19 protein-coding genes are annotated in these 25,357 nt (G+C 42.1%); 18 read left to right on the top strand and 1 reads right to left on the bottom strand.

The genetic code is table 11. The features are described 5' to 3' along the window. The first annotated feature begins 22 nt into the window (after positions 1-22). The 11 genes from M2444_RS21260 to M2444_RS21210 all read left to right on the top strand — a co-directional run bounded on the left by M2444_RS21260 (position 23) and on the right by M2444_RS21210 (position 12,230). Positions 23-1,009: a carbohydrate ABC transporter permease gene (locus tag M2444_RS21260; protein WP_094876669.1), complete on the top strand. Its 987-nt coding sequence runs from the start codon at positions 23-25 to the stop codon at positions 1,007-1,009. Next, entirely contained in the window at positions 999-1,853 is an 855-nt protein-coding gene (locus M2444_RS21255) for a carbohydrate ABC transporter permease (protein WP_094871729.1), read from the top strand. Before M2444_RS21260 ends, M2444_RS21255 begins: the two co-directional genes overlap by 11 nt. A 52-nt stretch (positions 1,854-1,905) precedes the next feature. Next, entirely contained in the window at positions 1,906-2,871 is a 966-nt protein-coding gene (locus tag M2444_RS21250) for a glycoside hydrolase family 43 protein (RefSeq protein ID WP_280787962.1), read from the top strand. A 210-nt stretch (positions 2,872-3,081) separates the two neighbouring features. Next, complete coding sequence (locus M2444_RS21245; protein ID WP_094871726.1) at positions 3,082-3,648, top strand: TetR/AcrR family transcriptional regulator; 567 nt, start codon at positions 3,082-3,084, stop codon at positions 3,646-3,648. 41 nt (positions 3,649-3,689) lie between these two features. Next, positions 3,690-4,523, top strand: coding sequence for an aldo/keto reductase (locus tag M2444_RS21240; RefSeq protein WP_094876667.1), 834 nt, complete (start codon positions 3,690-3,692; stop codon positions 4,521-4,523). Between the two features lie 208 nt (positions 4,524-4,731). Beyond that, positions 4,732-5,637 (top strand): NAD(P)/FAD-dependent oxidoreductase, encoded by a 906-nt coding sequence (locus tag M2444_RS21235; RefSeq protein WP_280787961.1) that lies wholly within the window; start codon positions 4,732-4,734, stop codon positions 5,635-5,637. A 100-nt stretch (positions 5,638-5,737) separates the two neighbouring features. Next, positions 5,738-6,238 carry a cysteine hydrolase family protein gene (locus M2444_RS21230; protein ID WP_280788003.1) on the top strand — a complete coding sequence of 167 codons (501 nt, stop codon included), beginning with the start codon at positions 5,738-5,740 and terminating at the stop codon, positions 6,236-6,238. A gap of 226 nt (positions 6,239-6,464) precedes the next feature. Then, the gene (locus tag M2444_RS21225) at positions 6,465-6,866 is read left to right on the top strand and encodes a hypothetical protein (protein ID WP_280787960.1); all 402 of its coding nucleotides are present in this window, start codon (positions 6,465-6,467) and stop codon (positions 6,864-6,866) included. Between the two features lie 354 nt (positions 6,867-7,220). Then, positions 7,221-7,649, top strand: coding sequence for an SRPBCC family protein (locus M2444_RS21220; RefSeq protein WP_094871718.1), 429 nt, complete (start codon positions 7,221-7,223; stop codon positions 7,647-7,649). Between the two features lie 103 nt (positions 7,650-7,752). After that, complete coding sequence (locus M2444_RS21215) at positions 7,753-8,250, top strand: LURP-one-related/scramblase family protein (protein ID WP_280787959.1); 498 nt, start codon at positions 7,753-7,755, stop codon at positions 8,248-8,250. A 368-nt stretch (positions 8,251-8,618) separates the two neighbouring features. Further along, positions 8,619-12,230 (top strand): alpha-amylase family glycosyl hydrolase, encoded by a 3,612-nt coding sequence (locus tag M2444_RS21210; RefSeq protein ID WP_280787958.1) that lies wholly within the window; start codon positions 8,619-8,621, stop codon positions 12,228-12,230. 83 nt (positions 12,231-12,313) lie between these two features. Here the strand turns inward: M2444_RS21210 and M2444_RS21205 are convergent, their stop codons facing one another. Continuing rightward, positions 12,314-12,907, bottom strand: a complete 594-nt coding sequence (locus M2444_RS21205; protein WP_094878848.1) for a YdeI/OmpD-associated family protein — start codon at positions 12,905-12,907, stop codon at positions 12,314-12,316. A 185-nt stretch (positions 12,908-13,092) separates the two neighbouring features. Here M2444_RS21205 and M2444_RS21200 point away from each other — a divergent pair, with 185 nt between their 5' ends. The 7 genes from M2444_RS21200 to M2444_RS21170 all read left to right on the top strand — a co-directional run bounded on the left by M2444_RS21200 (position 13,093) and on the right by M2444_RS21170 (position 25,325). Then, positions 13,093-13,971 (top strand): aminoglycoside phosphotransferase family protein, encoded by an 879-nt coding sequence (locus tag M2444_RS21200; RefSeq protein ID WP_094878847.1) that lies wholly within the window; start codon positions 13,093-13,095, stop codon positions 13,969-13,971. Between the two features lie 229 nt (positions 13,972-14,200). Continuing rightward, positions 14,201-14,764 carry an alkyl hydroperoxide reductase subunit C gene (gene ahpC / locus M2444_RS21195; protein WP_042192019.1) on the top strand — a complete coding sequence of 188 codons (564 nt, stop codon included), beginning with the start codon at positions 14,201-14,203 and terminating at the stop codon, positions 14,762-14,764. A 13-nt stretch (positions 14,765-14,777) separates the two neighbouring features. Further along, entirely contained in the window at positions 14,778-16,307 is a 1,530-nt protein-coding gene (ahpF, locus tag M2444_RS21190) for an alkyl hydroperoxide reductase subunit F (RefSeq protein WP_094878846.1), read from the top strand. Positions 16,308-16,573: 266 nt separating this feature from the next. Next, the gene (gene deoD, locus M2444_RS21185; protein WP_094874689.1) at positions 16,574-17,290 is read left to right on the top strand and encodes a purine-nucleoside phosphorylase; all 717 of its coding nucleotides are present in this window, start codon (positions 16,574-16,576) and stop codon (positions 17,288-17,290) included. A 294-nt stretch (positions 17,291-17,584) separates the two neighbouring features. Beyond that, entirely contained in the window at positions 17,585-23,671 is a 6,087-nt protein-coding gene (locus tag M2444_RS21180; RefSeq protein ID WP_280787957.1) for an S-layer homology domain-containing protein, read from the top strand. 249 nt (positions 23,672-23,920) lie between these two features. Continuing rightward, entirely contained in the window at positions 23,921-24,931 is a 1,011-nt protein-coding gene (locus M2444_RS21175; RefSeq protein WP_094871084.1) for a cation diffusion facilitator family transporter, read from the top strand. 73 nt (positions 24,932-25,004) lie between these two features. Continuing rightward, positions 25,005-25,325, top strand: a complete 321-nt coding sequence (locus tag M2444_RS21170; protein WP_042131123.1) for a metal-sensitive transcriptional regulator — start codon at positions 25,005-25,007, stop codon at positions 25,323-25,325. Positions 25,326-25,357: the final 32 nt, after the last annotated feature.

Genomic DNA, 25,357 nt, shown 5'->3' with positions numbered 1-25,357 from the left:
TATCAACTAAAGAGGTGAGAGCATGCGCCGCAAAAATGTGAACTATGCGAAATACGGTTATATTTTTACCTTTCCATTTGTTCTTGCATTTCTGATTTTTTCACTGTATCCCATTTTATATACCGCAGTTATTGGATTCACCGATATGAAAGGAATCATACCCAAACCGATCCATATCCTTGATAATCCTTTTCAGAACTTCAAAGATCTTCTCTTTGATAATCCCTCGTTCCGGAAGTCTTTATTCAACACCGGCTTACTCTGGATTACTAACTTCGTTCCCCAGATGCTTCTCGCGCTCTTGCTAACTGCATGGTTCACGAATAAGCGTCTAAACATAAAGGGACAAGGCTTGTTCAAGGTTCTGCTCTATATGCCTAATATCATTACTGCTAGTACGATTGCCGTGTTGTTCAGCACTTTATTCGCCTACCCGATGGGTCCTGTAAACAGTTTGTTTCAAATGTTGGGATGGACAGACGCTCCGGTGTTCTTCCTGCAGGATAAGACGACAGCGCGGGGCATTGTCGCATTCATCCAGTTTTGGATGTGGTACGGCAACACCATGATCGTCCTGATCGCTGGCGTTATGGGTATAAATCCTGCCCTCTTCGAGTCCGCAGCGATTGACGGGGCGAATGGTTTTCAAACCTTCTTCCGAATCACACTGCCGAGTCTGCGTACGATATTGCTGTTCACACTGATTACATCGATGGTGGGCGGTTTGACCATGTTCGATATTCCGCAATTATTTCTTGCAGGCGGTCCGGACGATTCTACGCTTACCACGTCTATGTTTATCTACGGGCAAGCATTCAAGGGCAGCTATATGTACAATCGTGCTGCAGCAGCGAGCATGATCATGTTCTTGATTTCAGCAATATTGGCTGGAATTCTGTTCTACGTGATGCGTGACCGCGATGCATCAAGACTTAAAAAAATACAAAAACAAAAGTACAGAAAAGCTGCTGCAGCAGCCCGTGAGGGAGGCGTAACACATGGCAAATAATCAGAAAAGCGGGACCGTTAACCGAAAGATCAACAAGACGATTATCTATGTGGTTTGCATCTCTTTGGCGGTGCTCAGTATCCTGCCGTTTTGGATCATGTTTGTAAATGCCACGCGCTCTACACCGGAAATCCAAGGCGGTCTTTCACTGCTTCCTTCGAGCCACATGATGAGCAATCTGCGAGTACTGCTCGACAAGAGCTTTGATCCGCTTCAAGGTTTCATGAATTCATTCATTATCGCCAGTTCTGCAACCCTCTGCACGGTCTATTTCTCGTCTTTGGCGGCCTATGGGCTGGTGACTTACAGCTGGAAGCTACGGGGGCCATTCTTTACCTTCATCATGTGCGTGATGATGATTCCTTCCCAGGCAAGCGCCATCGGATTCTATCAGTTCATGTATAAATTACATTGGACCAATAATTTTCTCCCGCTGATTCTACCAGCAATTGCTGCGCCGGCGGTGGTGTTCTTCATGCGCCAATACTTGCTCGCAACTCTGTCAATAGAGATCGTGGAAGCTGCGCGCGTAGATGGGTCAGGTGAATTCTTCACTTTCAACCGGATTATCTTACCGCTGATGATGCCGGCAGTTGCAACACAGGCCATTTTTGCCTTTGTGGCTAACTGGAACAACCTGTTCATGCCGCTGATATTGCTGACACAGAAGGAGAAATATACTATGCCAATCATGGTCAGCTTGCTCCGAGGTGATATCTACAAAACGGAGTTCGGCTCGATCTATATGGGTCTGGCTTTGACGGCTTTACCGCTCTTTGTGGTTTACTTCTTGTTATCCAGATATATTATCGCCGGCGTAGCGCTTGGTGGCGTCAAAGAATAACATTGGCTTCTGGCTTCAAATAAGTAATCTCAATCAGGAGGAGAGTCCTATTATGGCCACAAAAAATGAACCGTTAGTTACCCATCTCTATACAGCCGATCCCTCCGCTCATGTATTTGAGGGCAAGCTGTATATTTACCCATCCCATGATATCGACCATGATGGACCTACGAATGATAATGGTGACCAGTATGCAATGGAAGATTATCATGTGTTTTCCTTGGAAGATCCTACATCTCCCTGTGTAGATCACGGAGAGGCACTTCATCTTCGGGATGTGCCTTGGGCTTCGAAGCAAATGTGGGCGCCCGATGCCGCGTACCGGCAGGGGACGTATTATTTGTTTTTTCCGGCCCGTGACAAGGAGGGGATTTTCCGTATCGGAGTGGCTACGTCAACTTCTCCGTCTGGTCCTTTCCAGGCTGAAGAAAGCTATATCAAAGGGAGCTTCAGCATTGATCCAGCCGTATTCGTGGACGAGGACGAAAGAGGCTACATGTATTTTGGAGGCTTATGGGGCGGACAATTAGAAAAGTGGCAAGACGGTATTTTTCAACAAGATGCGGTAGAAAAGGGCCCAGAGGAACCGGCTTACGGTCCTTGGGTGGGTGAGCTGAGTGAAGACATGCTGACATTCAAATCTGATCCTCAGGAGATCACCATTATTGATGAAGAAGGGAAATTAATCCTTGCGGGTGATGAAGACAGGAGATACTTCGAGGGTCCATGGATGCACAAGTATAAAGGGAAATACTATCTCTCATACTCTACTGGCACAACCCATAAGATCGTCTATGCGGTGAGTGACAAGCCTTGCGGACCCTTTGTCTTCCAAGGAACGATCCTGAATCCAGTCATTGGCTGGACGACCCATCATTCTATTGTGGAATTTAACGAGAAATGGTATTTGTTCTATCATGACGCATCGCTGTCTGGCGGTGTGGACCATAAACGCAGTATGAAATTTACGGAGCTTCATTATGAGGAAGACGGCAGAATCCGGCCGGTAGTGCTCTAATTGAAAGTACAGCATCCCTTATTGATAGGGCTTATTATGAAATTGTACTTAAGGATGTCTTGAAGCAAATACTTCAGAGACATCCTTATTTGTCTTTTCATCTTTAAATTATAGGAAAAAAATTCTAATATTTTGATTGCTTTTTTTATAAAGGAGTTTTATTGTGAAGAGGAATGAATATTCATTCCGCAAGAAGGAGAGGTGTTCTTATTGTCTACAAACAAGGAAGAGGAAATTTATAAAGCGGCTTTAAAATTATTTGCAGAAAGAGGTTATGATGGAACGACTGTTCCAATGATTGCGGAAGCGGCAAAAGTAGGAGCGGGAACAATTTATCGATATTTTGAAAGTAAAGAGTCACTAGTTAATTCATTGTTTCAAAAAGTAGTGATGGAGTTTTCAGAGACCATTAAAACTGATTTTCCAAACTCAAATGAAATTCGTGAGCAATTTCGCCATGTGTTTTATCAAATGGTCGGATTTGCAAAAAGCAATATATACGCGCTGTTATTTATAGATTCACATGCAGAGTCATATTATTTAAATGAGAAGAGCCGGAGCGTGTTTGATGGATTTATGAATTTTTTAGTCGCAATCATAGAAAGTGGCAAAGAGAGAGAGGTGTTCAGCTCGCTTCCTTCAAATGCATTAATCTGTATTGTTTATGGCGCATTTGTTAGCTTCTTCAAAGAAATTCAACATGGAAAAATAATTGAGACACCAGAGCTTATTCAAGGAATAGAACGAAGCTGCTGGAATGCTATCAGAATCGACTGACTCTGCTGATATAAAATAATAGTGTATGGGAGGATTATTCTTTGGAAAATTACTTGTTAAATAATGGAGTTTTGTTACCGAAAGTCGGATTGGGTGTATACCAAATGAAAAATGAACACGAAGATGCAATCATTTGGGCATTGAGAAATGGATATAGGCATATTGATACCGCCGCTTTTTATCATAATGAGGAACTTGTTGCAAGTACAATTAAAAAATCAGGTGTAAATCGAAAGGATATATTTATTACAACAAAGCTGTGGAATTCAGATCATGGTAAAAGAACGAAACAGGCTTTTGAAATGAGTTTGAAAAAACTGGGGACAGATTATATAGATCTTTATTTGATCCATTGGCCATCTCCAAAATATGTTGAGAGCTGGTTGATATTAGAGGAATTGTACAAAGAGGGTAAAATTAGAGCCATTGGTGTGTCTAACTTTGAACAAATGCACCTGAGTGATGTATTGAAGCATGGCTCAATAGTCCCTGCTGTAAATCAAATTCATACGAATCCGTTTTTACAGCAGCCCGATTTGCATAATTATATGGTGAATAAGAATATCCAACATGTAGCGTGGAGTCCTTTTGGACATGGAAATAAAGATTTATTCGATAACCCTATATTAACAAGCATTGCTGAAAGACACGGTAAAACAACGGCTCAAGTTATGTTAAGGTGGAACATTGAGCGCAATGTTGGAGTTATTCCCAAATCGGTTAATCCTGCAAGATTAAAGGCGAATCTGGAAATTTTTGATTTTAGTTTATCTGATGAGGAAATGAAACAAATATCGACATTAGATAAAAATAAAAAGGGATTTGTTAATCCTGACAACAAGCTGTTTTTATGGGCTACTACACTTTTGCGGTAATCTAGCTGGGATTCCAAGAGGGCAATGATTAAATAGAAAAATCCTTGCCTTTTAGATTTATTGAAGTTATTATAGATTCATAAAGTCTTTAATTAAAGAGTCGAGTGTAATATTCCTGATTATGGAGTGTTCTTTTTTTAAATCCATAATGGATAACGTAAGTCTCTAATATCTTTAATATAAATTGAAAGCGAAAGGGAGAATTAGGATGACTCATGATTGTGTAATTATCGGTGGAGGACCGGCAGGTCTAAATGCTGCTCTGGTGCTAGGCAGGGCAAGAAAAAGTGTGGTTGTGATTGATGAAGGTCGCGCACGTAATAGGGTGACTCGAGAAACGCATGGCTTTCTTACTAGAGATTCTATAAGTCCAAGCGAATTCAGGAGAATTGCGAAGGAGCAGATTAGTGCCTATCACTCCGTTACTTTTGCGGAAGATACCGCCATATCGATTACGGGAACCGATGGTGATTTTCATATTAAGACGGTTCAGGGTCAGACCTTTCAAAGTAAAAAGGTGCTCTTCGCCATAGGGATGAAAGACCTCCCGTTGGATATTAAGGGACTCACAGACGTATATGGTAAAAGCGCCTTTATCTGCCCCTATTGTGATGGATGGGAACTAAGAGATCAGCCTCTTGTCGTAATTGTTAAGGGAGCCGATGCAACGCATATGGCCCGAGTATTATCTGGTTGGACGAAAAAGATAACCATATGTACTAATGGATCTGATGACTTGACGGATGCACAACGCGAAGAGCTAAATCAACATAACATTCCTGTCTATGACTCACCGATTCAGTCGATCGAATCTGACAATGGCATGGTGCAGCAAGTTGTGTTGAAGGATGGTATTAGCATAGTATGTACGGGGATATTTTTTAGACCGAAGCTTATGATCGGGTCGGATTTGCCACAAGCCCTTGGTTGTGAATTCACAGAAACAGGAACAGTAATCATCGATAATCTCGGTAAAACGAACGTTCCAGGCGTTTATAGTGCCGGTGATGCAACAACACATCTTCATCAAGCCATTATTGCCGCTTCTATGGGCTCCTTAGCTGGGGTCGGCATTAATAACGAACTAAATGAAGAGGCGTGGCGTAACATATGATGCTATTGTACAAAATCGTCTAATTCATTTATTCCCTTGAGCTGAATCTACATCCAGATTAATATAGAAACTATATTTGTTCTGAGAGGGGTAGTTCAAAATAAAAATCGGATTCCTAATTATTGATATGCAAAACCTTTTCTTACACGATCATATGGAGAGATTAAATGTAAGTGAGGCTTGTGAATATATTAATCATGTGTCTGGGTTACTTCGTGCGAAGGACCAAATCGTTATCCATATACAAGACATGGAAGGGGCGAATACAGATACGGATCCAGAAGCTAGGAATATTATACCGGAAATTACAGTTGCACCCACGGATATCCAGATGGCGAAAGAATTCTCTAATGCTTTTTGGAAAACGGATTTGGAACAACTGCTACGTGAACATGGTGTTGAATTCATCATCGTTGCGGGCTTCGCCGCAGAACATTGCGTAACCTTTACTATTAACGGTGCACAAGAAAGAGGTTTTCAAGCAGCCATTCTACAAAAGGGTGTCCTTAGCACACAGCCAGAGGCAATTACTTCGATTTACCGTGATCGGCATATGATCTCTTACCCGGTGATCGAATTTTTAATGGAGACCATTGCTTGAGATTCTACTAATAGAAGCTAATGATAATAAGTGGAGTTACGTATTAGATAACTAATATGTAGCTCCATTTTTTTATAGAATCGTCCTTCACTAATTGATTCTTCTATATTCATTTGATGGATAGAACCTATGTATCAGTATGCTATGTTAATGTTATGCCAACGGGTAGGATAGTTTAATAATCGATTGGGGGAAAATAACCAAAAATAGACGGGGGTTATTTCTCATGTGGTGGAGAGGTCTAATTTTGATTTTGATAATAGGGGTCACCAACTTTACAGTAATGGATTGTGCTGAAGCTTACGATGAGGAGTCATCAACTAAATATAACGTCGACATTCAACGGGAGTGCTTGGATGAGATCCTTATTTTTGAACTTCGTCTTAAAATTATGAGCGTACTTGAAAAAGAATATGGTAATAACTATCTCATCGGCGGCGCTCATATCATACCAATCAGGAAATCGGATTCTTATCTTCAACAAGAGTTCATACTTGAAGGGAAAGTTATGACACAAGATTCTAACTCGGATATAGTTCAAATTACTTTCAAAGCTAATACAGACGGATATAAAGCGAGTGATTTCCGTGTTATCCGTAGCGAAAATAACAATCATCCATTACGCTAACGGGACACGATAGTTCAATCGCAACAAGAAGGCAGCCGATCAGAGGATCAGCTGCCGTTTTATTGAAGTAAAAGGCAGTATAATTCAGTAATTTCGTGAATAAGACGTTATAAGAAATCGGCGGGAAACTATAAGGAGCAGATAACATGAAACAACTCGGTGATGAATCCTTTGCTGTGGATTGGAATCCTGATATACCACATGAAAAAAATCATAATCGATGTTTTGTTTTCAAATGGTAAAAAATTAACAAAGGTTATGGACTAAGCAATCAAATCAACCGTACCATGGTATAATATTCGCATACAAATAATTACATAAATTAAATCCTTATGAAAAAGGGGAATGCACTATATGGCAAATATCGAGCACTTGCAGACCGTGAATGTTCCGGCTTCAACGGTATATAAAGCACTAACCACTGCAAAAGGACTTTCAGAAATATGGACAAATGAACTAATAGTCTATGATCAGATCGGTTGTATAAACGAGTTCCGATTCGGAGGCAAAGGCTTAACAAAGATGCGAGTTGATGAGCTTGTTACCGATAAAAAGATTTTGTGGCAATGTGTTGATTCAGATCCAGAATGGATAGGTACGACAATTTCTTTTAATTTAGAGGAAAAAAACGGGAAGACTTCAATCATTTTTCGTCAGATGAATTGGGAGAATGTAACCGCATTTTATCGCCTATGTAATTATAACTGGGCTATTTTTTTGTACAGTCTTAAACAGTATTGTGAAGAAGGCGTGGGTCTTCCGTATCATAAACGGAAGTTTTAGAACCATCCCAAACACGGATGGGTGACTAAAGTACATGATCCCGAGAACTGATTTCGGAAGTACTGCGCTTTAATAATATGCTTATATCGAAGGAGGCATTGGAATGAAGCAACTTTATATAAAGCAGAAGGTATTTAGTCTAAGTGGTAAATTTACGGTAAAGAATCAGCAGGAGCAGGATGTCTATTATGTAGAGGGCAGTTTTATGCAAATACCAAAGACGTTCTCCATTATGAATACCACAAGAGATGAAGTCGGACTTATTACGAAGAAGATATTTAGTTTTTTACCGAAGTTTTTTGTTGAGGTCAATGGTCGAGAGGTGTTAACGATTAAGAAAGAGTTTACTTTCTTTAAAGCGCGCTATACGATTCATGCGGCTGACATTGAGGTACATGGTAACTGGTGGGACATGGATTTTCAGGTCTTGCAGTACGGTGTAGTCATAGGTAAAGTGAACAAGGAGTGGTTTACTTGGGGCGATAGCTACAAGGTTCAAATACTAAATGAGGAGATGGAGGCAATCATGATTGCGTTAGTTGTTGCAATTGATTGTGTAAAAGCTGACCAAGCAGCTTCTTCCTCATCAGCGACGATATAATTAGCCTAGTTCTATAAATAGCGGTAGTCTAAGATTTTGATATGTTTGAACAACTGATGAATGAAAACGATTGTATTTCTATATCTAGACTTTAAAATTTTTATGTTTTTAGCCTAAAAGATGCATTGACCTGGAAAAGGTTGGAGCCTATAATCAAAAACAGGGAAAATTCATTTGATATGGAGTGATTTGGAACTTGAGGATTTCTCAAAAGGTCTAATTGTAAACGCATACAATGAAGTTTCTCCATACTTTCTTTGAAGGAGGGATTTGATAAGTTAGAAAGTCTCTTTTTTTCTTATTTTTGCAAACGTTTGCACAAGTGGTTGCACAAGTGGTTGCACCTAAATAATGAGGAGGTTATTTACTTGGGAAGACAACAATCTAGGCGGTTTGTTTCTTGGTTGATTATTTTTTCGCTTATTTTTAGTTTATTTGGTTTATCCGGCGGGGCTTCAGCCAGCAATACTGATTATACAGTCTCCTACACGAACTCCACAGCATCTGCTGTAACACTGCATTGGACCACGAATAACTGGACGGATATTGCCGATACGGTTATGACTAAAAATGGAACCACATTTACGGCCAACCTCAATGTTCAGGAAGGCGCCACACTCATTTATTGTTATCATATTACGGCCCCGACAGATAGTTGGGATAGCAACGGAGGGAAGAACTGGACGGTTGTTGTCCCGGTTGCTGGGAAATACGAAGCTGAGAACGCAGCCTTGTCAGGTGGCGCCAAAATAAATACGAATCACACCGGATATACTGGCACCGGTTTTGTGGATGGATACACAACCATAGGAGCAACAACCACCTTTAGTGTTCAATCCTCCGCGACTGGTACCTATAATGCCACGCTCCACTACGCCAATGGGTCTGGCAGTGCTAAGATCGTTTCCATTTATGTAAATGGTGTAAAGGTAAAGCAGACCACTTTAGCGAATTTGGCAAGCTGGGATGCATGGGGTGACCAACCTGAAACGCTCTCTTTACAGGCAGGCAATAATTCAATCGCCTACAAATATGACTCGGATGATACTGGGAATATCAATATCGACTATCTAACTCTTTCAGCCACAGCAACACCAACTTCTACCGCAGCACCAACATCAACGCCAACAGTGACTCCTACACCAACACCTACCGCAGCACCAACATCAACGCCAACAGTGACTCCTACACCAACACCTATCGCAACACCAACATCAACGCCAACATCAACGCCAACAGTGACTCCTACCGCAACACCTAGCGCATCTCTTACACCAACGCCAACCGTAACACCTACCGCAACACCTACACCAAAACCAACCGTAACACCTGCACCAACGCCAACTTCGGCTGGCTTAACGGTTCATTTTAAGAAACCAGCAAGCTGGAGCTCAACGATCCGAATCCATTACTGGAATCTGAGTCCGACGACGGTTCCAACAAGCGGAGCTTGGCCAGGAATTCTGATGAAATCGGATGGGAATGACTGGTACAGCTATACTATTGCCAACGCCTCTGGCACAAGCCTTATCTTTAATGATGGCAACGGCAAACAGACCGCCGACTTGTCCCGCAGTGTAAAAGAGGGCTGGTATTCTTCGGATAATGTGTGGTATGACGCAAATCCAGAAATTCCGAAGATCCCTGTGATTTCAGTCTCTCCTACGCCTAAGACATATGATTCTGCTCAAACCGTGAAGCTTTCCAGTCTCAGTAGCAGCGATAAAATCTACTATACAACAGACGGGTCGACACCTACGACATCTTCTACCTTATACACGACTCCAATCCAAGTAGTCTCTACTATGACTATCAAGGCTTTTGGTGTGAACTCCTTAGGTCAAGCAGGCAGCGTAGGCACTTTTGCTTATGTTATTGACCTAAATCTCGACCTGCAAGCGCCAACGATTACAGCGAATTTACCTGTTGGAAATTCAAGCTCTGCAGTAACCGTATCTTTTAATATAAAAGATAACAAAGCGGCAACCACCACCGCATATTACACGGATAATGGTACGGAACCAACGGCTAACTCAAAAGTCTACATCTCAGGAAATGCTTTAACGGCTCTGGCAGGACCGTCCATCCTCATTAATAAGACGACAACACTGAAATTCCTAGTCGTCGACGGTGCGGGAAATGAAACGAAACAGAGCTTCGTCTACACGATTGGAAATAAAGGCGATTTCCGCGAAGACACCATTTATTTCGTAATTACTTCACGATTCTATGATGGTGATCCGAGTAACAATGTGCATTCATGGGATGATGCTAAGGCGGGGAATCCGGATTCAGACCCAGCTTGGAGAGGGGATTTTAAGGGATTGATCCAAAAGCTCGACTACATCAAAGCGCTCGGATTCAGTGCGATTTGGATTACACCAGTGGTGCAGAATGCCAGCGGGTATGATTATCATGGCTACCATGCGATTAATTTTTCCAAAGTAGATCCAAGGTACGAATCAGCGGGAGCCTCTTATCAGGAATTAATCAATGCGGCTCATGCCAAAGGGATAAAGGTCATTCAGGATATTGTCGTGAATCATACCGGTAATTTTGGGGAAGAGAATCTGTTACCTATGTTCAAAAAAGATCCAGCCGCAGCCGACACCGTGAATAATATGATCAAAATTACGGATAAACTGCCAGCCAACTACGATACGATGACCCCTGATCAACAATATCAGGCAAGACTCGCCATCATGAAAAATGCGGACACCAACAATAACATGTACCATACCGAAAAAAGTCTTTCCTGGGAATCTTATACCGTGCAGACAGGACAGATTGCAGGAGATGCCGTAGACTTGAACACAGAGAACCCTGTAGTGAATCAGTACCTAATTGACAGCTATAATCAATATATCGACATGGGTGTTGATGCTTTCCGGGTCGATACTGTGAAGCATGTTAGCCGGTATATTTTTAACAAATACTTTGTTCCTGCTTGGAAAACAAGAGGGGGCTCCAACTTCTTTGTCTTTGGGGAAGTAGCTACTCGGTACAGAGATGTGTGGAACAGTGGAATCCCGGCAATATCGACGCCATTCTATACATGGAAAAGCTCGAAAGCCTATCCGGGTGATGGACAAAATGACTACGCTTCCAATAAGCTGTCAGTGGAACAAGAGTGGGCGGATAACTCTACTACAACAGGACAGCCAACCTCGAACAATGCATTTTTACTCGGCAATAATTATCATGCGCCTGATTATTCGATGAAATCCGGTATGGATGTCATTGATTTTCCAATGCATTGGGCGTTCAAGACAGCACAGGAAGCCTTCAGTATGAGGAGCGGTGATCAATTCTATAACGATGCGACCTGGAATGTAACTTATGTTGATTCTCATGACTATGCACCTGACCAAGCACCAGAGAATCAACGGTTTGCAGGAACACAAGATACTTGGGCTGAGAATCTCTCCCTGATGTTCACCTTCCGAGGAATCCCTGCGATCTATTATGGTTCAGAAATTGAATTTAAAAAAGGTTCAGTCATCGATGTAGGTCCAAATGCTCCGCTCAGCTCAACAGGGCGCGCTTACTTCGGAGATCATATCGAGGGTAGCGTTACGGTTCAGGACTACGGTAAATATACAAACGCAACCGGCACACTTGCCGATTCATTGAACTATCCGTTGGCCAAACATATCAGACAGCTTAATTTAATCAGAAGAGCTGTTCCAGCCTTGCAAAAAGGTCAATATTCCACAGAAAATGTATCCGGTGATTTGGCATTTAAAAGAAGATACACCGACAGCACCAGTGGTATTGATAGCTTTGCATTAGTTACGATCTCAGGAAATGCGACATTTACCGGAATTCCGAATGGAACTTACGTGGATGCGGTGACTGGCGATACCAAAACCGTTACTAACGGCACAATCACACTGGTATGCTCCGGAAAAGGAAATGCGAGAGTCTATGTATTGAACGGTAGCGGTGGAATTGGAGTAACAGGAACCTACCTGAAATAGAATAAATCTGTCTTAGTAAAAAAGAGAAGAAGCAGCCTCAGTTCGGTTTTCCCACCGTTCTAAGGTTGCTTCTTCCTATAACATTAATCATTTAATCCTTTTCCATCTAGAATTTGCGGCATCCATTTTTCAACCCTAGAGACTCGAGTTTTGGACTGCTTGGGTTCAGAAAAATGATGAAGATAGGCTCTTTGTCGTCCAGGCGTCAAAGCTTCGAAAGCAGTTTTCAAGGCAGGCATTTCATCGAGTTTATTTTGAAATTCATCAGGAATGATGAAATCCGTGTTCTTTTTAAATTCTACTTCCAAGCCAGCTTTTTCAACTTCGATGGCTTCATAGATATAGTCTTTTATGATATTTTCTTTTTCTAGGATCTCTTGAACATTGGCGAACCGAATCTGGCGTGCTGCTTGAACATTCTCCGTTTGTTGAATCAGAATCCCATGGGTATCCTTTAATAAGACACCTTTATGAAACAGCAGCGCAATATATTCTTTAAATCCATGGATTAAGACTATGTTTTTGTTCTCTAACGTATAACAAGGATGCATCCACTTAAAATCTTCGGTTAATTCACAGTCAAGGACGATATTTCTCAACATCTCGTATTCTTCCTGCCACTGTTTTACTTTCCTTAAAAATCCGTCTACCTTAGGATTCGTTTTGCTATTTGTCATTAAGGAACACCCCTCTTCCTCGTAATTATATTATGTTAAAAAACCTTTCAACTGCTTCTTTCTTAGCTTGTCCCTTTTGTGGCTGATCTAAATGCAGAGATTGCAAGTAGATACTAGTAAGACTAACATAATATTAGATGTCTCTTACGAAATTGGCTAGTAAAACTTAGGATAGGGAGGGTTTTATGAATACAATTACCGTTGATTTAGTTGCGAGATTAATAAATGAACAATTTCCCGCATGGTCCAGTTTAGAGATTAGACCGGTAAAATGCAGTGGGCATGATAATCGAACGTTTCATTTAGGCGAGCATATGAGCGTGAGGTTACCCAGTGCGGCAGCTTACGCTCCACAAGTGGAGAAAGAACAACGATGGTTGCCCATTTTAGCTAAAGAACTCACACTACCGATTTCAACACCATTAGCTAAAGGGGAGCCTAGTGAAACATATCCATGGCCTTGGTCTATCAATAAGTGGGTAGAGGGTGAAACATTAACGTATCAAAATATTAATGATCTTAATCAAGTCGCTAGAGATTTAGGAGCATTTTTAATCGAATTACAATCTATTGAGGCTAGTGGAGGACCTTTAGCAGGAGCGCATAATTTCTATAGAGGTGGATCTTTAGCTGTATATGATGAAGAGTCTAGACACGCACTGGAACAGAATAAAGATATTTTTAATGAAGGTAAGTTGAAAAAAATTTGGGAGACGGCATTAGATTCTAAGCGGAATTCGCAGCCGGTTTGGGTTCATGGTGATATTGCGTCAGCGAATATTTTGGTTGAGAATGGGAGGATTTGCGCCGTTATTGATTTTGGAATCTTGGGGGTAGGCGATCCTGCTTGTGATGCGGCAATGGCTTGGAACTTTTTTGATAAGGATAACAGAAAGGTATTCAAGGATGTATTACAGATGGATGAAGGGACTTGGAACAGAGCAAGAGGATGGGCTTTATGGAAATCATTAATTACATATCATGGAAATCGATCTTCTAACCAAAAGGCAGCAAAGGAATCCTTAACTATTATTAATTCTATAGCAGATGACTTTGAATTGTAGAAATTGCTCTACATAAAACGTAAAAACTAACCCATACTAGCTCATAAGTATGATAATTTATGAACATTTAGCGACTGACAACGATTATCATATTAGAATTATTATAAATAACTTGACAGGCCTTAATTTGGTTAATTATAATAATTACAAATAGTATTCAGATATGTGATGTTTGCAGATTTGAATATTGTGCTCACAAAAAATAAAACTTAAAGGAGATTTAAATAATATGTCACTAATCGGAACAGAAGTCCTACCCTTCAAAGCAAGCGCATTTCAAGATGGGAAATTCATCGATGTATCAGAAGAAAACTTTAAAGGTAAATGGAGTGTAGTTTGCTTCTACCCAGCTGACTTTACATTCGTATGCCCAACTGAACTTGAAGATTTGCAAAACCAATATGAAACCCTGAAACAATTGGGTGTTGAAGTATATTCCGTTTCCACAGATACTCACTTTACACATAAAGCATGGCATGAAAGCTCCGCAGCTATTGGCAAGGTAAAATACATCATGATCGGCGATCCTTCTCATGTGATTTCCCGCAACTTTGATGTATTGATCGAAGCTGACGGTCTTGCTGATCGTGGTACATTCATCATTGATCCAGACGGTATTATCCAAACCGTTGAGATTAATGCTGGTGGTATTGGTCGCGATGCTAGTGCACTTGTTAACAAAATCAAAGCAGCACAATATGTACGCAATCATCCAGGTGAAGTATGCCCAGCGAAATGGTCTGAAGGTGCAGAAACTCTTAAACCAAGTCTGGATCTTGTAGGTAAGATTTAAGGAGCGAAAGCTAATGAAATTAGATCAAGAAATAAAAGTTCAACTTGCGCAATACCTAGAACTCTTGGAAGGCGACGTAGTACTGAAAATCAGTGCAGGCACTGACGAAGCATCGCAAGAGATGGAAGCGCTGGTTGATGAAATTGCCAAAATGTCAGCTAGGATTACGGTAGAAAAAACCGAACTCCCTAGAACCCCAAGCTTTAGCGTAAATCGTGTAGGTGAAGATACGGGCGTAACCTTTGCTGGAACTCCGCTTGGACATGAGTTTACTTCATTAGTATTGGCTCTATTGCAGGTTAGCGGAAGAGCGCCTAAGGTTGAGCAAAGTGTTATTGATCAGATCAAAGGCATTAGTGGCGAATATAAGTTTGAAACTTATGTCAGCCTAAGCTGTCATAATTGCCCTGATGTTGTACAAGCACTGAACCTAATGAGTATCTTTAATCCCGGCATTACCCATACGATGATTGACGGCGGAGTGTTCAAAGAAGAGGTAGAGCGCAAAGAAATTATGTCTGTTCCAAGCGTTTACCTTAACGGTGAATTTTTCGAAAGTGGTCGTATGACGGTTGAAGAAATTCTAGCTAAAATGGGTAGTACTGTGGATGCATCAGAGTTTGACAACAAAGCACCGTACGACGTGCTTGTTGTTGGTGGTGGTCCAGCAGGCGCAAGTGCAGCAATATATGCGGCACGTAAAGGGATTCGCACAGGTATTGTTGCTGAACGTTTAGGCGGACAGGTTAACGACACACTTGGTATTGAGAACTTTATCAGTGTGAATTACATTGAAGGTCCTCAGCTAGTGGCTAAACTCGAAGAGCAAGTGAAAGAGTACGGCATTGATGTGATGAAATTACAACGTGCTACACGTTTAGATAAGAATGAATTAATTGAAGTTGAACTCGAGAATGGTGCTGTTCTAAAGAGTAAGACGGTCATTCTATCGACAGGTGCTCGTTGGCGCAATATGGGTGTGCCTGGTGAAGCTGAATTCAAGAATAAAGGTGTAGCCTACTGCCCACACTGTGATGGTCCTTTATTTGCAGGCAAAGATGTTGCCGTTGTCGGCGGCGGTAATTCAGGAATTGAGGCAGCTATTGACCTTGCGGGTATAGTGAAGCATGTCACGGTTCTGGAATTTGCTCCAGAGCTCAAAGCAGATGCTGTACTGCAAGACCGTCTCTACAGCCTTCCTAATGTTACTGTGCTTAAGAACGTGCAAACGAAAGAAATTACCGGAACTGATAAGGTAAATGGTATTTCTTATATCGATCGCGCAACAGAAGAAACTCACCATATCGAATTGCAAGGTGTATTTGTACAGATCGGTCTGGTTCCGAATACAGATTGGTTAGGTGACATGGTTGAACGTACTCGCGTTGGCGAAATCGTTGTAGATAGCCATGGTGCCACAAACGTACCAGGAGTATTTGCTGCTGGCGATTGCACTAATAGTGCTTATAAACAAATCATCATTTCGATGGGATCTGGTGCAACTGCAGCTTTAGGTGCATTTGATTATCTGATCCGTAACTAATCGATACGGTTAATAAAAGCAAAGATCCAAAGCCCTCACTTTTCACAAAGTGGGGGCTTTTTTATGCGCCAATGAGCAAATAAAATCAAGGGGATTACGAACCAAATGATAATTCGATAGAGAAGATGGAGGAAATCAAAATAATGTTCCAGAAACTAAATGAATTGCGAATAAATTATAACAAAAGAATATTTTAAACGTATATTTAAATTCATGGATGGTATAGTAAGATAGTAGTTGAGTAACAAACTTAGGAGGAATAAATTATGTCGACACCGCACAATGCAGCACAAAATGGTGAAATCGCCAAAACAGTATTAATGCCAGGAGATCCGTTAAGAGCGAAGTATATCGCAGAAACCTATTTGGAAAATCCAACCCAATTTAATACGGTACGGAATATGTTTGGATATACAGGCACTTACAAAGGTAAAGAAGTGTCAGTAATGGGTTCGGGAATGGGAATGCCAAGTATCGGTATTTATTCTTATGAACTATACAAAAATTATGGTGTGGAAAACATCATTCGTATCGGTAGTGCAGGTGCCTACACAGATAAATTGAATTTATTTGATGTGGTACTGGCAGATAGTGCCTGGAGTGAATCTACATACGCCTATGTGCAAAGTGGTGTAGAAGGAGACGTGCAGCTGCCAAGTAAAGAATTGAACGAAGTCATTGAAGAAGCAGCTAAACGTATTAACAAGCCAATTTTAACGGCGAGAATTCATTCAAGCGATGTATTCTACCATGAAGACAACGTGCCCGGCCACAATGAATTTTACAATGAACATGGCTGTGTATGTGTAGAAATGGAGAGCTATGCATTGTTCCATAATGCGAAAGTATTAGGTAAACAAGCGGCATGTATTCTTACTATTTCAGATTCATTAGTGACTCATGCGGTAACCACGGCCGAAGAAAGACAAAATTCTTTCAACAGCATGATGGAAGTTGCATTAGAAGCAGCGATTTCTCTTTAACAATAAAATATAAGAAGCTATGTGCATTCTCATAAAAAACCTATTGAATACAGGATGAAGACCTGATATTTAATAGGTTTTTTTCTCATTTGTAAAGTCATGGAAATCACATGTGCGCGATAAAAAGATTCTTCATTTTTAATCAAAATTTAATGTTAAATTCATAATAATTCTCTCGGATTATACCGATATAAAAAACAAACCAAATGGCTAAAAAGCTTAGAAAAGACATTCAATTTCCATATGGTGGAACTGTTGATTTATATTATGGTGTAATGCCAAAGGGGGAAACTTGTGTTTAAGCGGAGTGGCAATCTTTTATTAGCAATAAGTTTAGTATTTTCTATCGTAAGTTCTCTATTTATGCCTGGAGTAACAGATGCAGCACCCAGCAATAGCAATATCATTGATCAAAGTTCCACATCAGCTGGAGATTTGAACAGTGTTGCATTTGGCAATGGTATTTTTGTTGCGGTGGGCCAAGGAGGAATATCTACTTCAACGAATGGTGTGGATTGGTCTATCTCTAAAAAGGTGGGAAGTCCCAAGCTTAACTCAATCGTGTTCGCTAATGGGCTGTTCTTAGCTATCGATGGCAGTGAAAAGGCAGTATATAAGTCAGCCGATGGTGAAAGCTGGACCAAAACTACGTTATCGATCACTCCGGAAAGACTGAAAGCGGTTAATGGAAAATTCTTTGTATGGCAGTCAGTATATAAAAATGGTACCAATCCACCTTCTTATGATGTAACTCTTCTGCAATCCTCGGATGGCGTTGTCTGGACAGATACAAGAATTACTTCTACCAATACAATATTCGGTATGCAAATGTTAACGGATATTGCTTACGGACAGAACAAATACGTAGTCTCTGCTAACAATGCAGTCTATTACACCTCAACAGATCTGATCAACTGGACAACGGTTACCTTAACCAATCTAGTGATCGACCACTATAATTCGAATTGGCCTTTTGTTACGAATGTAATGTATTTAAAGGATCGTTTTTTTAGTTATATCGTGACTCCTTTTGCTAAAAAAGTATTTACCTCTACAGACGGCGCTAACTGGACCGTTGATGCTTCATGGGATAATAAGCAATTTTATGGGGGGGCTTCTTTAAATGGGAGCTATTTGGTATATGGACAAGGGGTAATTTATAAATCTGCTGCGGCTCCGTTGGACAGCACCCAGTGGACATCTTCGGATACCCATACAACAATGATGGTGAACAATATGGTTTACGGAAATGGCAAATATGTTGCCTCAGGGGGCAGCGGATTGCTGGTTTCTTCTGACCTATCGGCGTGGAGTAATGTCAGCGGCAATCTGAAAAGTATTGCTAAGGATGGTGATGGTAATTATATTGCCGTCTCATCCGGGGAATATGGTTCTATCTACAAATCTAATAGCTCCGCAGTATGGAATGATGTCACTTCCTCAAAGCTGCCGGGAATGAATGCGGTCACGTATGGAGCAGGGAAGTTTATTGCGGTTACAAATAAAGAAAACTACAATCTTAATGCCAAAGTGGTTACCTCGACTAACGGTGATACTTGGACGGTGACAGATAGCGGTGTGCAGGACAATTTAAGCGGTGTCGCTTTTGGCGCAAATCAATACGTTGCTGTTTCTGATTATGGTGGAATTTACTCTTCAGTAAATGGAAACGCATGGACAGAGCGATTTAAGAACGGGGATTATGTGTTTAATACAGTAACCTACTTGAATAATCAATTTGTAGCTCTCGGGATGAATTACAATCCTAGTACCTATGAGCCCGATAATGTTGTTATAGCAAAATCATCAGATGGTGTACAGTGGGGTACGCCCTTAGAGATTGGTTTTCCAAATACCTCTTTAAAGGGAATTGCCTATGATGGTAGAGCTTATATTCTGGTTGGAGAAGATACACTTAGCCAGCAGGCGGTAATTCTAACCACAGAAGATTTGGTAACTTTTACGAAGGTTACAATATCAGCTGATGCATTAAATAATATCAGCTTTGGTAATGGGAGTTTTCTGGCTGTTGGATTAAAAGGTGAGTTATTCACTTCGGCAGATGGATCCACGTGGACTCAGGAAACATCAGATCTTACCTCTAATCTTAATGGCATCATTTATGATGGTAATAATTTTAAGGTCGTGGGAGATCATTTTACCAAAATGACCTTAAACCTAGGACCTACTCTAGCATACAGCCTCACCGCAACAGCGGCGACTTTAACCCCTGTTGTAGGTGTGGATAATGCGATCACTTTGACAGTGAAGAATTCGCTGGGCGATACAGATACAATGTTCACCGGAACTAAAGAAGTAACGGTAGCGGGTTATGGTGCTGCACCAGACGGAACGTACGGAAGTTTTGGGGGGACCGCTTTGGCGGCATCACCTAGCAAAATCAACGTAAGTTTCGTTGAAGGTGTAGCTCAGGTGAACCTGAAGCTGAACAAAGCCGGAGCGCAAGCTGTGGTGTTCAGCCAAGCAGGCGTAGCATCGCCAGCGGCAACAGCGCTGAACATAATTTCAGTTGCAGGCAGCACAGCGACGATGAAGCTGACCACAGGGGTAAGTGCGCCGCAGACGAATGGCGGCAGCTTCGCTCAGCAGCCAGTGATTACGCTGCTGGATCAGTTCGGTAACGTGAATACGAGCGATAACAGTACAGTTGTTAGTGTTTCGAAGAAGGATGCAGGAAGCTGGACGCTGACGGGGAATATGACGCGGACCGCAGTAGCGGGTATCGTCACGTTTACCGATCTGGGAGCTACGAATGCAGCGGGAATTACCGGAGCACAGCTGGCGTTTGATGCTACTAATCTTGCACAAATCACCAGCGTTGCAGTGAATCTTCCACAGCCACAGGGAGCACAAAGCCTCACCGCAACAGCGGCGACTTTAACCCCTGTTGTAGGTGTGGATAATGCGATCACTTTGACAGTGAAGAACTCGCTGGGCGATATAGATACAACATTCACCGGAACCAAAGAAGTGACGGTAGCGGGTTATGGTGCTGCACCAGACGGAACGTACGGAAGTTTTGGGGGGACCGCTTTGGCGGCATCACCGAGCAAAATCAACGTAAGTTTCGTTGAAGGTGTAGCTCAGGTGAACCTGAAGCTGAACAAAGCCGGAGCGCAAGCTGTGTTGTTCAGCCAAGCAGGCGTAGCATCGCCAGCGGCAACAGCGCTGAACATAATTTCAGTTGCAGGCAGCACAGCGACGATGAAGCTGACCACAGGGGTAAGTGCGCCGCAGACGAATGGCGGCAGCTTCGCTCAGCAGCCAGTCATTACGCTGCTGGATCAGTTCGGTAACGTGAATACGAGCGATAACAGTACAGTTGTTAGTGTTTCGAAGAAGGATGCAGGAAGCTGGACGCTGACGGGGAATATGACGCGGACCGCAGTAGCGGGTATCGTCACGTTTACCGATCTGGGAGCTACGAATGCAGCTGGAATTACCGGAGCACAGCTGGCGTTTGATGCGACGAATCTTGCACAGATCACCAGCGTTGCAGTGAATCTTCCACAGCCACAGGGAGCACAAAGCCTCACCGCAACAGCGGCGACTTTAACCCCTGTTGTAGGTGTGGATAATGCGATCACTTTGACAGTGAAGAACTCGCTGGGCGATACAGATACAACATTCACCGGAACCAAAGAAGTGACGGTAGCGGGTTATGGTGCTGCACCGGACGGAACGTACGGAAGTTTTGGGGGGACTGCTTTGGAGGCATCACCTAGTAAAATCAACGTAAGTTTCGTTGAAGGTGTAGCTCAGGTGAACCTGAAGCTGAACAGAGCCGGAGCGCAAGCTGTGGTGTTCAGCCAAGCAGGCGTAGCATCGCCAGCGGCAACAGCGCTGAACATAATTTCAGTTGCAGGCAGCACAGCGACGATGAAGCTGACTACAGGGGTGAGTGCGCCGCAGACGAATGGCGGCAGCTTCGCTCAGCAGCCAGTCATTACGCTGCTGGATCAGTTCGGTAACGTGAATACGAGCGATAACAGTACAGTTGTTAGTGTTTCGAAGAAGGATGCAGGAAGCTGGACACTGACGGGGAATATGACGCGGACCGCAGTAGCGGGTATCGTCACGTTTACCGATCTGGGAGCTACGAATGCAGCGGGAATTACCGGAGCACAGCTGGCGTTTGATGCGACGAATCTTGCACAGATTACTAGTGCAGTTATTGACCTTACCTGGCCTGAACTTGCTGCGCCAAGTATTGAGACTGTGACGGCAGGGAACGGACATATTCGTATTACTTGGAGTCCCGTATATGGTACCGATAGTTACGCTGTATATCAGTCTACAGCTTCAGGTGTTTATGCAGCTGAGGTAGCTACTATAAGTGGCTCTGAGAACAGTTATGATGCTGTCGGGTTAATTAATGGAACTGCTTATTATTTTATTGTTAAGGCTGTTAATCCTGAGGGTATCAGTCCAGCTTCCAATGAAGTAACTAGAACGCCTCAGGTTCCAGCACCAGGTGCGCCAATCCTTCATTCACCTGTGGCAAGTAATGGCCTCATCGGCTTAACATGGGATCCGGTGAAGGGTGCAATAGGATACACTATCTACCAGGGGATTTCTTCTGGAATCTACGAGACGAAAGTAGCTACGGTGAGCGAATCGGTATATAACTATGATGTGACAGGGCTAACCAATGGCGAATCCTATTATTTCGTAGTTAAGGCATCTAATCCGGGAGGGGAGAGTGCAGCTTCTAACGAAGTTAGCACGAAACCAAGAACATCACCATCTGCACCTACGGACTTAATAGCAGTAGCCGGAGATGGCGAGGCTACTGTAACATTTGCAGTTCCTGATTCGAACGGGGGAACCCCAATTACGAATTATGAGGTTACTGCTTCTCCGGGTAATATCGTAACGGTTGGGGCAACAAGTCCAATAACGGTAACAGGTCTAGCGAATGGAACAACTTATTCGTTTTCAGTTAAAGCGATTAATAGCGCTGGTAGTAGTGTAGCCTCTGAAGTTTCGAACTCCGTGACACCGAAGTCATCAACGGAGGTTGAGATTACACCTACACCTACACCACAAACACCAACATCAACATCAACAACGGCTCCAAATGTAACTGCAACACCAACACCATCAAGTAATATCGTTGAGGTATTGGTGAACGGTAAGGTTGAAAATGCCGGAACAGCAACGGTGTCTGAGCAAAATGGACAGACGATTACAACGATTGTTGTGGATCAGGCGAAAATAGAGCAACGTATCGACAAGGAAGGTCAGAATGCAATTATAACTATTCCTGTAACTGCTACCTCAGATGTGATCATTGGAGAGCTAAATGGTCAAATTATCAAGAATATGGAGCAAAAACAGGCACAGTTAATCATTCGTACTCCAAAAGGAACTTATACGTTGTCAGCAGCACAGATTGATATCAGTGCTATTTCAGAACAGTTTGGCACAGGCATTGCTCTAAAAGATATGAAAGTGCAAATTTCAATTTCTGTTCCTACTGCGGATGTACTGAAAAGGATAGAAATGTTGTCAGGAAAGGAAGGGCTAACGCTGGTAGCTCAGCCATTAGATTTCACAGTGAAGGTTACTTACGCTGGGAAAACTATTGAAGTCACTCAGTTTAATACTTATGTAGAAAGAACGATTCCTCTTGCGGATGGCGTAGACCTGAAGAAGATCACAACTGGACTAGTATTTGAAGCGGGAGGCACGTTCCGTCATGTACCGACGCAGATCGTTGTTATTGATGGTAAAGGTTATGCGAGAATACACAGTTTAACGAACAGTACGTATTTCATAGTTCAAGATCCGCAGAGCTTCAAGGATGTCACCACCCATTGGGCTAAGGATATTGTTAATGAAATGGCATCACGTAAGGTTATTAATGGTATCGGCAACGAGTTGTTCAACCCTAGTCAGGAAATTACACGTGCAGAATTTGCAGCTATTATCGTTCGTGGATTGGGATTGAAGTTAGAGAGCGGCACTACAACCTTTACAGATGTAAAGATCTCAGATTGGTATAATGATGCGGTACAGACAGCTTACTCCTATAAACTAATCAATGGTTTTGAAGATGGAGCTTTCCGTCCAACAGACAAAATTACTCGCGAACAGGCGATGAGTATGATTGCTAAAGCTATGATTATTACCGATTTGAAAGCTAAGCTTCCTTCCATAGAAGCGAGTGAGCTGCTGCATTCTTACACGGATGCGATTGAAGCATCGGGATGGGCTAAGAGTGGCATTGCAGATACTCTGCAAGCAGGAATTATCACTGGTAGAAGCGGAAATGTACTCGCGCCAAAAGCCTTTATTACGAGAGCGGAAGTTGCGGCTATCATTCAAAGATTACTACAACAATCAGATTTGATTTAATTCACGGTTATGGTTTCAGAGGATCCTTCATGCAGGTAGAGCTGCGGAGGATCCTCTTTGTATTATTAGCTTAGACAGAGACTTCTGGCTGAGGATGTCCCTCTTCTGCTTTGTTATTGACAAGAAGAAAAATCCAGATCATAATAACATATGAGCACTTGTTCATATGTTATTATGATCTGGAGCTTTTGAATACCGCTGTGCGCGCATACAAATACTATCTTGCTGAAGGTAAATAGGAGGTAAATCATGAATAAGAACAAGAATAATCACAACCCTCAGATTGAACATGTAGACGTGCAACACTCCGATCACGATCACAGCGATCACAATCATTCCCATGCAGGACACGATCATTCCCACGGACCTCACGGTCATCATCATTTTGATCCTAGCGGAAACAAAAAAGGACTAATGATTGCATTAATAATTACGGTAGGAATTATGTTTTTGGAGTTTTTTGGCGGACTGGTCACTAACAGCTTAGCGCTGCTATCGGACAGTGGGCATATGCTAAACGATGCAAGCTCTTTAGCATTAAGCCTAGTGGCGGTCTGGTTTGCAACTAAACCTGCATCTCCCAATAAAACGTATGGATTCCATCGGTTTGAAATTCTAGCGGCACTATTGAACGGGGTGACCTTATTTGTAGTTGCTGGTTTTATTATCGTGGAAGCTTATGGTCGATTCTTTGAGCCGCCTACGGTTGCAAGTGGTTCTATGATGCTGATCGCGTGTATAGGTCTACTAGCCAATGTTGCTAGTGCTTGGTCTCTTATGAGAAAAGGGGATGTAAAGAATAACATTAACCTTCGCAGCGCTTATCTACATGTGCTTGGCGATGCTTTGGGCTCGGTAGGGGCTATTGTTGCGGGTTTAGTTATGATGACTTTTGGCTGGTATATTGCCGACCCAATTATAAGCGTACTAGTTGCTCTATTAATTCTTAGAGGCGCTTGGGGAATCATCAAACATACCGTTCATGTTCTTATGGAAGGTACACCGATTACAGTCAATCCAGCTGAGGTGAAGGCAGTTCTAGAAAATATCGAGGGCGTTATAAATGTTCACGATCTTCATATTTGGACAATTACCTCGGGCCTTGATTCACTAAGCTGTCATCTCTTAATCAAAGATCAGGAAGATGATCAACGTATTTTGCAGCAAGCCATTCAGTTAATAGCGGAAAGCTTCAAAATCCAGCATACTACTATTCAAATTGAGACATCGGTGATATCCCATGAAATGATGAAAGTCTAATTATATTTTATATTTTGAATAGATTAGGGAGGCTATAGTATAATAAAACTATATGGAAAGGAGTGATTGGTGCATGGAAGATCATACGCACGAGCACGAATCATGTAGCACGGGTGAACGGAAAAGTCATCACTCTGAGAAGACTAAAAAGAACCTGGTTAGCCGACTCAATAGAATTGAAGGACAAGTGAGAGGGCTAAAGGGATTAATTGAGAAGGACACCTATTGTGATGATGTGCTGCATCAAATCTCTTCAGTCCAATCTGCTTTGAACGGCGTAGGGAAACTTTTGTTAGAGCATCATATGAAGAGCTGTGTCGTGGAACGAATTCAAGATGGTGAAAATGAAGTGTTAGATGAGTTATTAATTACTATCAATAAATTAATTAAATAAATAAATTGATAATAGAAAGGATTCGTTGGAAT

Source organism: Paenibacillus sp. PastF-3, assembly GCF_029893135.1.
Lineage (GTDB): Bacteria > Bacillota > Bacilli > Paenibacillales > Paenibacillaceae > Paenibacillus_AQ > Paenibacillus_AQ nitricinens.
Note: the sequence above shows the minus strand (reverse complement) of the source record. Positions and strands in the feature narration are given on the sequence as shown.